The organism is Enterococcus sp. LJL90 (genome assembly GCF_056924355.1).
In genome coordinates, this window is the sequence record NZ_JBXPBQ010000019.1 from 1 (window position 1) to 13884 (window position 13884).

Annotated in this window: 10 protein-coding genes; 1 reads left to right on the forward strand and 9 read right to left on the reverse strand. The window is 36.8% G+C overall.

Translation table 11 applies throughout. The annotated features are described in order from the left end of the window. From AC1Z3S_RS19170 to AC1Z3S_RS19195, 6 genes are all read right to left on the reverse strand, one after another. On the reverse strand, positions 1-780 hold a 780-nt coding region (locus AC1Z3S_RS19170), incomplete at its 3' end, for a WxL domain-containing protein (RefSeq protein ID WP_461741708.1). A gap of 73 nt (positions 781-853) precedes the next feature. Beyond that, positions 854-1651 (reverse strand): WxL domain-containing protein, encoded by a 798-nt coding sequence (locus AC1Z3S_RS19175; protein ID WP_461741709.1) that lies wholly within the window; start codon positions 1649-1651, stop codon positions 854-856. After that, positions 1648-1959 (reverse strand): EF2685/EF0750 family sortase-dependent surface protein, encoded by a 312-nt coding sequence (locus tag AC1Z3S_RS19180; protein ID WP_265460362.1) that lies wholly within the window; start codon positions 1957-1959, stop codon positions 1648-1650. The genes AC1Z3S_RS19175 and AC1Z3S_RS19180 overlap by 4 nt, the downstream gene beginning before the upstream one ends. Before the next feature lie 14 nt (positions 1960-1973). Next, on the reverse strand, positions 1974-5510 hold the full coding sequence (locus tag AC1Z3S_RS19185) for a pectate lyase-like adhesive domain-containing protein (RefSeq protein WP_461741710.1): 3537 nt from the start codon (positions 5508-5510) through the stop codon (positions 1974-1976). Between the two features lie 520 nt (positions 5511-6030). Continuing rightward, the gene (locus tag AC1Z3S_RS19190) at positions 6031-7149 is read right to left on the reverse strand and encodes a tyrosine-type recombinase/integrase (RefSeq protein WP_461741711.1); all 1119 of its coding nucleotides are present in this window, start codon (positions 7147-7149) and stop codon (positions 6031-6033) included. Positions 7150-7796: 647 nt separating this feature from the next. Further along, a protein-coding gene (locus AC1Z3S_RS19195) for an IS3 family transposase (protein ID WP_461741712.1) occupies positions 7797-8950 on the reverse strand; the annotation gives its coding sequence in 2 pieces (ribosomal slippage) (positions 7797-8674 and positions 8674-8950; 1155 coding nt in all). A gap of 307 nt (positions 8951-9257) precedes the next feature. Here AC1Z3S_RS19195 and AC1Z3S_RS19200 point away from each other — a divergent pair. Further along, on the forward strand, positions 9258-9680 hold the full coding sequence (locus AC1Z3S_RS19200) for a hypothetical protein (protein WP_461741713.1): 423 nt from the start codon (positions 9258-9260) through the stop codon (positions 9678-9680). A 692-nt stretch (positions 9681-10372) separates the two neighbouring features. On the opposite strand, the gene AC1Z3S_RS19205 is transcribed toward AC1Z3S_RS19200, so the two are convergent. From AC1Z3S_RS19205 to AC1Z3S_RS19215, 3 genes are all read right to left on the reverse strand, one after another. Further along, positions 10373-11584: a polysaccharide deacetylase family protein gene (locus AC1Z3S_RS19205; protein ID WP_461741714.1), complete on the reverse strand. Its 1212-nt coding sequence runs from the start codon at positions 11582-11584 to the stop codon at positions 10373-10375. An 896-nt stretch (positions 11585-12480) separates the two neighbouring features. Beyond that, the gene (locus tag AC1Z3S_RS19210; protein WP_461741715.1) at positions 12481-12933 is read right to left on the reverse strand and encodes a GNAT family N-acetyltransferase; all 453 of its coding nucleotides are present in this window, start codon (positions 12931-12933) and stop codon (positions 12481-12483) included. A gap of 839 nt (positions 12934-13772) precedes the next feature. Then, positions 13773-13877 carry a putative holin-like toxin gene (locus AC1Z3S_RS19215; RefSeq protein ID WP_461741716.1) on the reverse strand — a complete coding sequence of 35 codons (105 nt, stop codon included), beginning with the start codon at positions 13875-13877 and terminating at the stop codon, positions 13773-13775. Positions 13878-13884: the final 7 nt, after the last annotated feature.

Below are 13884 nucleotides of genomic sequence, written 5' to 3' on the forward strand. Positions count from 1 at the left end.
CATTGTCCAAGTCACTACAGCTGTATACGTTCCTTTAGTCATAGAGTTTGCGACAGAAGTTGGAATCGTTAAGTTGACAGAAGAACCGACGGTTCCGACGGTTGTGTCAGTTGCGCCAGTACCGTCTATTGTGCTACCCCATTCAAGCGTCCATTGACCAGAACCAGTTCCAGCAGCTGCTGTAACAAATGTCTTAGCTCCACCGTCAATAGAAAGTGTTTGAGTTGCTGTTTTACCTGAGTCTGCAATCGTTCCTTCGCCACTCGTTGCTATTAAAGGATTGATAAAAGCAATTTCTGAACCTGTCAATACGCTTTGGTCTGATGAATTTGTAAATTGAGTTGTCAACTGTCCACTGATAGTATATCCGGTATACTCACCAGTGACATCTCCCCAAGAAATTAGGTTACCACGTTTTCGCGTTGTTGATGTAGTGCTTCCGTCTTCCGCAGTAACTGTATCTGTAATGGTAATTGGTTGTGCTGAAGCTGTGCCAGTTCCGACTTTAATGGTCCCGAAATTTAAATTTGTTACGGCCGTAATACCTTTATCTCCAGGAGATGTCGGGTTAGGAATAACAGGGTCTACACCTGGAATTGTTTTCCCACCTTCTGGATCGGGTACGCCATCTTTACCTGGATCTAGTGAACCAGCCTCAACTTTGACTGTTCCTTGTGAAGTTTGAGATGATGGTGTCGCAGCATTTGTAACTGCTGGAGCTGTTGTTGCGACCCCTACTACTGCCAATAAAGCCACTGCACTTAATGTCTTGAATTTCATTTTTATTCCTCCTAAATATGGTAGTTTGTTTATTTACAAATGAGCCATTGCTCAACTTGTCTCGAATAATGTGTTAGCGTGTTGGTGCTGCTTCCAGTGTCCACGTAAGAGTAGTGGTATATTGCACTGGGTAAATTTTGGCTTCTTTGGGAACTGTCAATGTGACAGCAGAATTGCTATACGCTTGTTTGTTAGTGACATTATCAAGTACTGCTTTCCCTGAAGCATCTTCTAGAGGAGATAGGGTGGGAACTTGATTGGAGGTGTTCGTTTCCGATGCACCAAATTCGATTAGCCAGACTCCTTTTCCTTGACCGGCTTTACTACTTGCCACTGTATATGCGATACCCATCTCATTCAAAGCTAACGTATCCCGAGTAACCGTGGGGGCGCCGCTGGCACCACTAGTGTTGGCCCATCCTTTATCAAAAGAGAGAACAGCGCCAGTCAATTCTTGGTTTTCTAGGTCTTGTATAATATCACTATGAAATTGTTGGTTTTGCGTGACCGTCAAGTTCCAACCCGAAGATTCAGAACTATAGTCGCTTATTTGAATGTAAAATCCTCTGGCAGTTGTCTCATTATGAAACTGTTGAGCTAAAGAGAGGTACGTACGATTAGTATCATTAATTTTTTGTGAACCGAAGTTTAAACTTGATATATAATCAATACGCAAAGCCCCTGTCGTAGAAGGGCCTTCTCCTGGATTCACAACCGTGGAAGGTGCTTCCGGATCCACTAAGTTACTTGTCCCTGGATCTTCAACAGTCACCTTTCCATTAATATCTTGCGTACTTGCGTATACTTGAGGAACACAGAAAAGAGACGTAAAGAGAATTAATCCAACACCCAGTATCCATTTTTTTTTCATTCACGTTCCTCCTTCTCTTTTTTCCTCCGGCGATAGAAGAAAAAAAGTAAAGCTAAAAGGAGAATTCCTCCACCAAGTACACTATAATTTCTGATTTGATCACCTGTTTGAGGTAGTTTCCCTCCAGTGCTAGGTAGACTAGTAGACGTAGAACTGGAAGGGTTGGTAGACTCCTCATAGAAAGTAATGCCCCCTTCCACTGTCCCTTGACCTCCATTACCTGTGGTGGCCGCAGCTCTAAGAGGCAACATTCCTATAAGGATGATTACCAGACAGGAGAAAAAGAAAACTTTCAATTTTAGTTTCATATGATTCTCCTCCTCTATGGTTGACCTGCCATGATTGTCCATGTGATAACGCCAGAATAAGTTCCCACACTTGAAACGGTTGTTTTAGCAGGATCAGCAACTAACTGTAAACCTGTCATTGTAATGTCCTTTTGTTCGCTTACAGTAATTTCTTTTCCCCAATCACTGGTGATGTCTGTCGTACCACCTGTTGTGCTGGTATATACTGCTTGATTATTAGAACTTAGGGTTACTTCCTTCTTATCATTTGTGACGTATCGGATCGCGTCACTCATGATGGAACCTGTGCTTGTATTTTTCATTTCGGTTGTCACTGCTGCATATAGTATCCATCCGTTTGTTTTAGAGGCACGAGTATCTGTAATGATTAATTTCCCAGACGTCGTAGGATTATCCACACGCTGCGTTTTTGCATTATATGTCAGACTTCCAAAATCAACGGAAGTGGGTGCCGATTGTAAAAATAGCAACCCTTTGACAGTATAGGTAACCGTTTGAGTAGTATCTGTAATCTTTAAAGCTGTCTCATCTGTTGGACGTGATACAATTTCATACCCAGCTGTTTCTAACGCACTAAGTTGTGTTTGTACTTTTGCATACGTTGTAGACGTTAGATCAATCGTATCTCCGACATAGATAGGGGTAACAATATTATTTGTATCTTTTTCGCCAGCTGTTAAAGTGTACCCATCTAGGATAGTTCCTGCTTCGTTTTCAAATTGAACTGTGATGGCAGCATTCATATTGATGACAGTAACGCTAATGGTTCCTGTTATATCAGAGGCCAATCCCGATACTGAAGATGGAAGACTGATTGTGACAGTATATGGCGTATTAGGTGAGATATCTTTCAATCCGCTTAAACTACCTAAATCCGTTACAGTAAAGTCATTTACATCTGACCAACTAGTTTTTTCTCCCCCAGATACGCTATATGCAGTGGGGTTACACTTGGATAAAATATAGGTACTTAGCTCACTATCTGTCATATTACGAATATCTGCGTAGGACAACTCCAATGAGTCTCCACTAAGATTCGTGGAACTATCATAAACTATTAGTTCAGCTGTTTTTGTCGTAGTATTTGGTGCAGAGAGTCCTGCACTATCTACAGCAAGGTCAGATACAGTTAGGCTAACTTGTTTTGTTCCAGCAGTTTGCATCAGGGTAGCCATATCAGTTGAAGCAGTATAGCTGACAGGATAGCTACTCGTATCCGTTACTCCTTTATCCGTAATTGCACTTACAAATGCAGTTGCGGCTGGGGCAGTATCTCCCACATATGCATAATACGTCTTAGTCGTAACTTCAGGCGGCGTTTTATCTAGAACAGTTGTAGTTGCTGTTGAATATTTCCCAGCACGCCAACTGTAAACAGAAATCTCATCTCCAACATACAAAGTTACATCATCGGGAAGGGTGAATTCAAAATTCCCATTATCATCTGCCAACGCATTATAATATACCAATTTTCCGCTAGTATCATAATTATTAGAACTCGTTAGTGAACCAATAACAGTTCCTTTCGCAGATATTGTGACATAAGCATTTGGATTTGTAACTCCAGAAATTTTTTGACCATCCGTACGAAGTCTATTATCTGAAATATCATTAATATCTATAGTTACATCTGGAATCCATTCATAGAGTATTCGTTCAGAATTTTGAGTATCATATCCATCATTAGTAGACATAAAACTGTTAGCTATGCTCTGCTGCGAGCTATTAGCTGTTTTAGTTCTAATGGTTGTTTGTCGATACGTGATATTCGCATTGTAAATAGGAATCCAACTTTTATCATAGGTATCGTCACCAGCAGAACTATTGCCAGAATTCCACTGATAAACACTTTGAATATCCGCAGTAAATGTTCCATCAACCGAAGATGTTCCCATGCTAACAAGCGTAGCATTTGGATTTCCTCGAGCATCCAAATCTACACGATATGCATCTGAAAACTTAAACGTCGAGGTTGTTGCAGGCGCATTGATTAAATTTCTTACCCCTGTCGCTTTTTGTCCAGCTTCTTCAGTTAATGCTGCTGTAAACATTCCTCGATTCCCAATCAAAAGGGATCCATTCACCGCAACAAAATCACTTGTTGCGGTTGCTTGTTCTGTTCCAACAAAAGAGGCCTTACCGTAATCTTTGACAGTAAAACTGGAGTTAGCTTTTAGATTTAGCGCAGAACCACTAGTTGCACTTGCGGTTAGGTCAAGTAATCCTTGAGGGGTAGAGTCATCAATAAATTGAGCATTGTCAGATCCCACGGTTACTGTACTATACTCTGCCAACTCAACCGCCGGTCTACCACTTGCATCATTATCTATGGTTGCCTTAAGTGTTCCACCTGCCAAAATATTTAAATCTGAATATTGATATAACTTGATTCCAGCATATTTGGATTCTGTAGTGTTTCGATTACCGTCTGCTAATAAATTTAATGTTCCCCCATTGTCAATTGTCAAATTTGTTCGCTGACTAGCCGAACCACCACCTAGAAAAATACCAGTACGTGAAGTATTTCTGATGTCCATTGTTAGGGTAGAATCTGCTCCCACATAGAGCTTTCCACCTTTTTGAATGTTTATCCCTGCGTAATAATTTCCATTACTTGTATAATATCCCCATGTTTCGCCAGAACTTCCCTGTGAGACCATATTGACAGTTGCTTTACTACGAACAGCAACGTATGGAATTGTTCTTCCGGAAGAAGTAGGTACTGCTGCCAAATAAGATCCTATCAAAAGGCCATCACCATTCTCAACAGTGCAATTAAATACAGTATTATCATCAAAAATAACTCTGTAAGCTTCTAAGCCACTTTGATTCGGGTATGTTGACCGTGTTACAGTATTATTGTTTCCGGCATTATTTCCGTTGCTATAAGTGACTGTATATTGATTTGCTCTTGAAATCACATTGTTAGTTCCTCTAAAGTATAATGTTGTTGTCCAAGAGGCTGTTAACTGAGACCCTTCGTAAGTAGTGTCTTCAAATACCATAGTAGTAAAATTATAATTAAGTTCAGCCCCCATAAAACAACCATACGGATTTTGAGAATACATATGTATATTTTTTATATAAAAATTATGAGGTGTAGCCCCATCTGGATATGACCAACTGACAGCTCCTGTATCTAGTTTAAACCCTTGTCCGTCGATGACATAATCCCTTCTGTTAGAAGGGGCGTTACGTCTAATTATTCCAATACCCAAAGTATCACTTACAATATCGTTCCCTAATTTTATATAATCAGCTGTACCATTTAAAATTGCTGAATTCAATTCAGCAAAAGTATATACAGTGACAACCTCTTGTGCTGCTGCTTCTTTCCCCCAATTAGCATCTGAATCAGGTTTATAGGTAACACCATAATCAAAATCAAACAAAGATTCACTGGTAGTATTTAAAATTGTGGAATCTTTCTGAGAAGATTTGTCTGATTCACTAGATAATGCTAATGTATTTGTTGTTAAAGATAAATTGTATAGAGAAAGTGTTATAACAACAAAAATTACTAAACCCATCTTTCTAAATATTTTTTTCAAGATAACCCCTCCTTTTATAGAAAAATAATTTTTAATTATTTGAAAAGATACTTTTGCAATCAATACTTTTTTTTAATAATATCGATAATTAAGCTAAAGGCAACTGTATTTAGATTGATTCTAGCTGTAATATTTTTTTCTGATTGCGTATCCACCTAAATGTATTTTTTCCTTCACCTTAAGTTCCGTAAACTTTAGTTTTCAATTCTTAAAATTCATTTATCTATGTTTTATTAGAACAAATTTATTTTAATCAACTTGACAAACGAAATTGAAAAGCTCTAATAGGGAAATTCATTGTATCTTTTACATTTTATACATGATTACATAGATTTATCCTAATATTTTTGCATTAACTTTATCTTGTTTTAATTAAGAATAGGATAAAAATTAGAACCTTTATACATCAACATTGTTCGTAAACTATCGACGGCGAATGACGGCTTATCTCAGCGAATTTCGTATAGATAACGCTTACGTTTAACGTTTGAACTTGTGGCTCTACTAGCACAATATTTTTTTAAGATATATAGGCAGCTATTTTTTCTATTGTCTGTAAGCGTTGATCCATTAGAACATCTGAATACACATCTAATGTTAGTTGAGTAGATTTGTGTCCGAGCAATGCACTCACTGTAGGTATATCTGAGAGTGCTTCGAGGCAACGTGTCGCAAAGGTATGACGTAATTGATGAAAATGGATATGCGTAAGGTCTACTTTTTTTCTTATTGTATGAAAATAATTTGTAAGTAGTCTTGGCTCACATGGACCATCATTGTTCGTAAATACCCATCTGTTCATTGCATTATTATGTTTGTAGTGTATCAATTTCTCTCTTAGATAGGGGGTCATAGGAATCACTCGAATTGAATTTTTGGTCTTCGTCTCATCAATGTGTATGTGAGTTTTAGCAGTTGTTTTCCCTTGATCTAGTATACGTTGACATGTTTTTGAAACCTGAATGATATTTTTATCAAAGTCTATGTCGTGCCATTCTAGTGCAGCAATTTCACCTATTCGCATTCCCGTGTGTAAAGCAATTAAAACAGGTAACCCCTTCTTTTCAGGTTCTTGGTCCGCAGCTAAAGTTAATTTTTTTTGTTCGGATAATGAGAGGGACGTTACCTTAGTCCAGTCCCTTTTTGGTAATTTAATGAGGGACAAAAAAGTAGCGTCACATTGAATACTAGACAATCCTGAAGACAGTATTTGTTTAAATAGGGTAAAGATAGACTGAATCGAACTCATGCTTAAGTGGTTGCTTTGAAGTTCTTCAATATATGAATAGATACTTTCTTCATTAATTTCGTATAATTTTTTGTGTTTGAAAATGGGTAAAATATACTTGTTTAATTTGTAGTGATAATTTGAAAGTGTCGTCTTTTTTACTTGTAGTTCTATCCGCCTCAACCAAACCGTAACCCATTCCTTGAAAGTGAGACTAATTTCTGGTCTAGGTTTCATGACCGTGGGTTGATAGCTTGATTTAAATACGTTCAACACGCGTTTTGTTTCTTCTCGAGTATTCCGATACACATATCCGTATTGAATAGATCCGTCTAATTTTCTCCCTTTAATGTATCGACCTTCCCAACGGCCATCTTTTCTATGATATATATTTTCTCCTTGTCGACTCATAAAAACATCCTTTCAGTTTGTTTGACGGTTTATTCTACTAAATTAAAAATTGTCAGTAAAGCTCAAAAAAAAGTGTATTGACAATAAATAACTCGGAACATATAATAAATAAGAAGACAAATTTGATTAGAAATTTTAAGTTAATGAAAATTTCCTATTCTTAATTAAAACAAGAAATATTTATAAAGTTAAAATTAATTTTTTTTCTTGTCATTTTAACTATACGGTGCGGTTGAAATCCTTACTAATCAATACAAAAAAGCAACCTGTTTAAAAAAAGACAGGTTGCTTTTTTGTATTGATACTATTTCTTTTTTTGTCTCTTTCGTTCTTCAAGAGTGATGAGTTAGTCAAGCAAAGTTGACATGGAAAAGTCTATTTTCTTGACTAACTCACATTGATAAAATCAAAAAATTAGCCTCATAGCACTATAGTTCACATGCCACGCCTTATAATAACCTAATATTTAAAATCATCTTAATCATAGAAAATGAGTTATAATATAGTAAACAATTGTGGAATGGCAACCCCTATTTTGACAAAAATTATGTAGTGTATGTATAACTGCATAGCCCGATTGCCCTTGACAACGAGCCTCCCTGGATGTGATTGCCTCGGTGCGTGGCAGGTATTCAAGAATCTTGCCCCTACTCAGCGCGAACACATCCAGGCTCATTATCAAGGGGAGGCTGCGCCAATCTCAGATTTCGGTAGCCGACGGGCGTTTCATAGCCAAGTGATCCATGAATTCGTAGATGATTCCACCAATTCACGTAATCAAACACCTGTAATTGCAGCTCAGCCAATGTCTCGAATTTACTTGGATAAACAAATTCTACTTTAAACGATTTGTAGGTAGATTCGGCGACGGCATTATCGTAAGGACAGCCTTTTTTTCTTAAGGATCGTTTGATCTCGAAGGCAGTCAAAATCTCTTCAATCGTCTGGTTATCAAATTCCTTTCCACGGTCTGTATGGAATAATTGGACTTTTGTCAGTGGGTAGCCGATGCGTTGAAACGCTTGCTTCACTAACTGTGCATCCTTGTTTGGTCCACATGAATGACCAATAATCTTACGGTTAAATAAGTCGATGATAAAGCAGACATAGTGCCACTTCGCACCAACGCGCACATACGTTAAATCTGTAATAATTGCCTCCAAGGGTTTCCGATTGGAGAAGGAACGATTGAGTTGGTTGCCAATCGGTGAATGATTCACGGAAGCAGTGTGATGACGAAATTTAGCTTTCGTATAATTGGACTTCAAGCCCCGTGAAGCCATGATTCGTCCGATTTTTCTTCGGCTGACAATCATTCCCCGTCGAGCCAGAGCAATCTTGATTTTTCGTGTACCATAGTTTTTCCGGCTATGTTCAAATTCTTCTGTGATGGCTTCTTGCAACTCAGCCTTGCAAGGTGGTGCTTTTGGTTGATAATAGTAGGTTTGTCGAGAGATATTTAAGACTTTACACATCGCTGATATCGAGTACTTATGCTTGTGGGCATCAATTACTTGTCTTTTCGTCCGAATATCAGCGTTGCTTGCTTTAAAATATCATTTTCCATTTCCAACTGTTGGTTTCGTTTGCGGAGGGCAATTAGTTCCTTTTCGGCAGGTGTTAAGTTATCTGTTTCTTTGAACAAGCCGCTTTGTTTTGCTTGGCGCAGCCATTTATCAAAGGCCGACGGTGTCAAATCGTATTCGCGAATGATGTCTACTCTGGGCTTTCCTGAATTATACAGGTCAATCATTTGTTGTTTAAATTCTTTGGTGAATGTTCGGCGTTGTCTGTTTGACATAAGATGTTCCCTCCAGTGTGTTTCCTTCTAGTTTACACACCACATCTTTTCTGTCTAGTCTAGTGTAGCCTATCCAACTGCAATGATTTGAAAAAAATTTTTTTATCTTTGTTTTTAAGTTAACCTAGTCCAACTTTTCTTTTATCTGATATAACTTATTTTAAAATCAAGTCAATGCCATTTGTGTTAAAATTATCTTTTCAAACAATTAAAGTAACCCCTCTATTATCAGGGTATACTCTTCCTAATAAATATAGGCCATTTTCCCAATTGAAATCTACAATTATCAAAATACTAAGGAGATATTATGAAAAAAAAATATACCACTATAATAATTCTTCCAATAGCCATCTTCGCTATTTATATAGCAGCTTTTTCTTTCAAAAATACACTAGATAAACAAGATTATTTTAAAGTTCCAAATTCGGTCGATCAAGTAGTTATTACATCGGCTAATTATTCTTTGCCACCTGAATATGCTGAAGAAACAAGTAAGACTTATACATCAAAAAAAGATGTAAATAAATTTGTAGAAATATTTGATTCGTTAAGTTTAGGAGAAGTAGATAATAGTAACTTGGTTGGGGGCGAAACTATTAGTGTAGATTTTTATAAAACTGGCCAAAAAGTTAGGTCGTATACTTTCTATAATGATGATGTTCTAAAGAATAATAAAACTTATTCTGTTAAAGGAAGTACCATAAATAAATTATTAGATGAAATGAAATAATCTAGTTAACATGGGAATCAGATATAGTTTCTGTTATTTAACAACCTAGTAGACATAATGCCGATTATCCAAAGCAGCCCGCTAGATGGTGATCTAGCGGGCTTTTGCTTGTGAATTTTTTTAAGTAGTAAAGTGGAGTCTCGTTATAAAAAGAGGGGCGGTTGTTAAAGCGAATTGCAACATATCAAATATTTATAGGAGATATTTTAACTATGCCCTGTCCCTACTTTTCAGTATATCATGAATCTAGTCTCCGATTATGAATTGTTTGTTCTAAAGAGTCTAAGTAGACTACATCTTCTACATTGTTAATATGATGACGAACCAAGTTATTAACAGTAGTAGGAGGGAGTATGGATAGATAATAATCCTCTTCAGAAATAATGGGAATAAATTTTCGTGCTAGGACCGTACCTGATAGTTCAATCTTACCTACTTTAATCAAAGGCAGAAGGCCTTTATTTTTTTGCCCAAATTTGAATGAGTGAAACAAAAAATAGGCTTTTAGATGAATAGGATATTAGGAGTGTTTTTCGGATCTATAATTTATGTTACTGAAGAATCAAAATTGATTCTTCAGTAACATTTTCAATTTTAGGTATTAAAAAATATCGCTCGCTAGTATGATTAAATTAGCTATTTGTCAGCTAGTGTTGGTGAAGTGAAACCAGTAGAATAATGTCATAGTTCTTTTAATTCGTCACACCATGATGAGCGGGAAAACTGTCCAACTCTAATTTTTCAAAGGCAAAACCATTTGCTTTGCCATACTCAATAATTTGTTTTAACGCATCGGCTGATGTCTGCTTGGTATCATGCATCAACACGACATTATCAACATCTTCTTTTAAGTTCGTGGTCACGTTTTGATAGGGAATTTCAGCAGAGGCTTGGTTGCTGCCATCGCCGCTAGAAACATTCCAATCAAAATACTGATAGCCACGATCCACGACTTCTTTAACAAGAGCACTCATAATCCCTTGCGAATAATTAGCGCTGATACCATTTGAACTACCACCAGGAAAGCGAATAATTTTCGATTCTTCTCCAGTAATATTTTGTACCCGCTTGGAGATTTGTTCCAAATCATCAAAATAATTATTAATCGATGCATAAACCTCCGCATAGTCATGACTATTGGTATGGAGGCCAATAGTATGACCTTCATCAAAGGCCTGCTTAATCAAAGCATCCGGACCGCCACCTACGACAAAGAAGGTCCCCTTAATATTTTCCTCTTTTAAAATTTGCAAAAACTGCGGCGTAGTTGTCTCATTCGGTCCATCATCAAAAGTTAAATAAATACGCTTCGTCACAACATTGACGATTCGTTGAATTTCATGGACACCGCCGGCTGCATCGGTAACTTGATAGATCAATTCATAGCGGCCCGGCGTTTGGGTGTCGACGTTGCCAGAAACCACTAATTTATCTTGAATGTTAGCATCATCACCGCCACTCACCTGAACGCCAACTTCATGATAATCCCGGCCGATATACAAATTCATTTCACTTGGACCTTGGAGCACCATCTCAACCGGAGCTACAGTTTTCGGCTGAGTAACCGAAACCTTACGAATGACATGGCTTTTCAAACCGAAATAAGAAACTGTGTAATCCAATTGATAGTCACCGGCGACCCGAGAATCCACCTGGCCGTCAACATGATAAGCAGTTTTTGGCAAAGTTTTATTCTGGTTTTTTAATTTGACACCCGGGTCTTCAAAATTTTGATTTAGCGTTACCTCAATATTGTCGGCCCCCACTAATTCCAATTGTGGGAAATTTATGTAAAAAAGGCTACCGAATCCGGCAATTAGCAGGACGAGTAGCCCAGCTACTACCATGTTCGAATTTTTTCGCTGTCGCTTTCGGCGGCGCCGCTGCAATTCTCTTCGATTCATTTGTATAAACTCCCTGTCCCAAATTTCATCAATACTTTTCAATTAGTATATCCGAAAAGTATTGAAAAATTCAAATTAAAACCCTAAGGGCCTTGAATGGTGGTGCTAAGTTTAAAAAAATTGGCAAGGAAGCTATTCCTAAGCATAAATTCCAGCTCTATAATTTATTAGGCCGTGACTTTAGTGCCTCAAAAGACAAAATAAATAAGTTGAAAAAAATAAAACGAATGATGCTCTGACGTTGTCACTTTGAAACACTAAAACTAAAGTCCTAATATCGGAAAAATACCGGAGGCAATAATTGAGGAAAAAATCCGATAAGATCTAGGAAAAAGAGCATTAAAGCTTTAGGTTTTAGCCATTTAATCCAAATTTCATTATTGAATCGGATATAACTTGACTAGAAATTTTTTAATGGTGTAATATACGCCTTTAAAAAAACTAGATGGAAAAGGTGTGGACATATTCCTGGACTAAAATTGAACTCAGGAGGAATGTTTGTATGTTATCCTACATTTCCAAACGTTATTTAAATCATTGATTCACACAATGCGAATTATAAAAAGTAACACACCAGACTAACATTTGACGCGCGTTTGCTTGTGAATTTTGAAAACTAGTCTGTTTTAAAATTTTGAAACGTGAAAAAGTTGCTATTCCTCATTCGAAAAGTAGTTAAAATTTTTTAAGTGGTAAAGTGAAGGCCTGTTATGAAAACATCTTTTAATAAATGAACACAAGTTTTTGATACTATCTAACACCAAGCACCACAAGAGAAAAATAAAGGTTCAAAAACTTTTAAGTTTCTGAACCTTTTCGGATGTTTAATTTTGAATACATGAAATCCGTCGTTAGTGGAAAAAATCATAGTGCACTCCTACCATTAAAAAATTATACTAAAGTCTTTTCATCATTTTTACTGTTTCTGTTTTGTAACCTATACTCTCGTAAAGTCTAAATGCTCTGGTATTTTGTGAGAATACATTAAGCCCAACTGCAGAATACCCATTTTCTGTTGCCCATTCTTCAGCTAAGGTCATCAATTTTTTTCCAAGTCCATTTCCTTCTGCGGATTCACTAACTATAATCCTAGAAATATAACCGTATTTTTCTCCGCTTATCCAGTCGACATCGGTTTCTAACTGAATAAAAGCAATAATGTGTCCATCTTGTTTTACGACCATAATAGTATTGGATTCATTTTCTAAATCTTTTTCCATCAAGCTAGCTTGTTTTGCTTTAAAGATTTCTTCAGGTACGCCGTCTGGGAGAGTGAAGTCTGAGAGTCTTGAAACTAGTTCTAGCAATACTTCTTTGTCAGTAGCCTTATTATATTTATCAAATTTCATGTTTATCTACCTCTAAATTATTCGTTTTGTTAAATTTATTATATCAATGAATTACACTGAAATGTAATATTATTGAATCTGCTAAACCCTGAGTTAGTCTACATAACCTACATTATAACAAGTAGCCCGCCAGACCAGCGTCTGACGGGCTTTCCCTTGTGAATTTTTGAAAGTTAACGGTTTTATAATTTGAAACGTGAACAAGTAGCTATTCCTCCCTCAAAAAAGTTTGTGAAATTTTTTGAGTAGTAAAGTAGAGTCTTGTTATAAAAAGAGGGACAGTTGTTAAAGCGAATTGCAACATATTAAATATTTTTAGGAGATATTTTAATTATGCCCTGTCCCTCCTTACTAGTATATCATGAATCTAGTTACGCTTATGAATTCTTTGTTTTAACGAGTTCAAGTAGTCTACATCGGTCACACTGCTAATATGGTGACGTACCAAATTATATATAGTAGTAGAAGGCAGTACGGATAGGTAATAAGCTTCCTCAGAAATGGTAGGAATAAATTTTCGTGCCATGGCTGTGCCAGCAATTTCTACTCAAAAGTTTGGTAATGACAGCTGCAATAGCATTCTTACTCTCATCTGGTAATAATAAAGTAACGTCCGATACGGACAAGCACTGTTCATTGCGCAAAAAAAACTGTACTACTTGTTTTTCTTTAATTGTAAGATGTTCCATGCTATCACTTTCTTTCCATATGTTAAGTTTTGTGCTAAAATAGAAGTAACAAAAGAGAACATACGTCAATATGCCCTCCGAGTAGAACCGTTTAAGACGGTAGCAAAATTGGTTTAAAAAGTAACCGTGATCTCGCCAAAGATTAGACGGTTACTTTTTTTTGTCGTTTTTAAGCAAGTCCACAATCAATTTTATCAAGGCAATGGTAAACATACCAAAACTCAATAACAATTGAATTGTCTCTAATGCAGACAAAAGGCTT

Excerpts from the sequence above, each read along its gene's own strand:
- AC1Z3S_RS19210 (WP_461741715.1), bottom strand. The coding sequence starts at position 12,933 with ATGAAATTTGATAAATATAATAAGGCTACTGACAAAGAAGTATTGCTA.
- AC1Z3S_RS19175 (WP_461741709.1), bottom strand. The coding sequence starts at position 1,651 with ATGAAAAAAAAATGGATACTGGGTGTTGGATTAATTCTCTTTACGTCT.
- AC1Z3S_RS19180 (WP_265460362.1), bottom strand. The coding sequence starts at position 1,959 with ATGAAACTAAAATTGAAAGTTTTCTTTTTCTCCTGTCTGGTAATCATC.
- AC1Z3S_RS19190 (WP_461741711.1), bottom strand. The coding sequence starts at position 7,149 with ATGAGTCGACAAGGAGAAAATATATATCATAGAAAAGATGGCCGTTGG.
- AC1Z3S_RS19205 (WP_461741714.1), bottom strand. The coding sequence starts at position 11,584 with ATGAATCGAAGAGAATTGCAGCGGCGCCGCCGAAAGCGACAGCGAAAA.
- AC1Z3S_RS19200 (WP_461741713.1), top strand. The coding sequence starts at position 9,258 with ATGAAAAAAAAATATACCACTATAATAATTCTTCCAATAGCCATCTTC.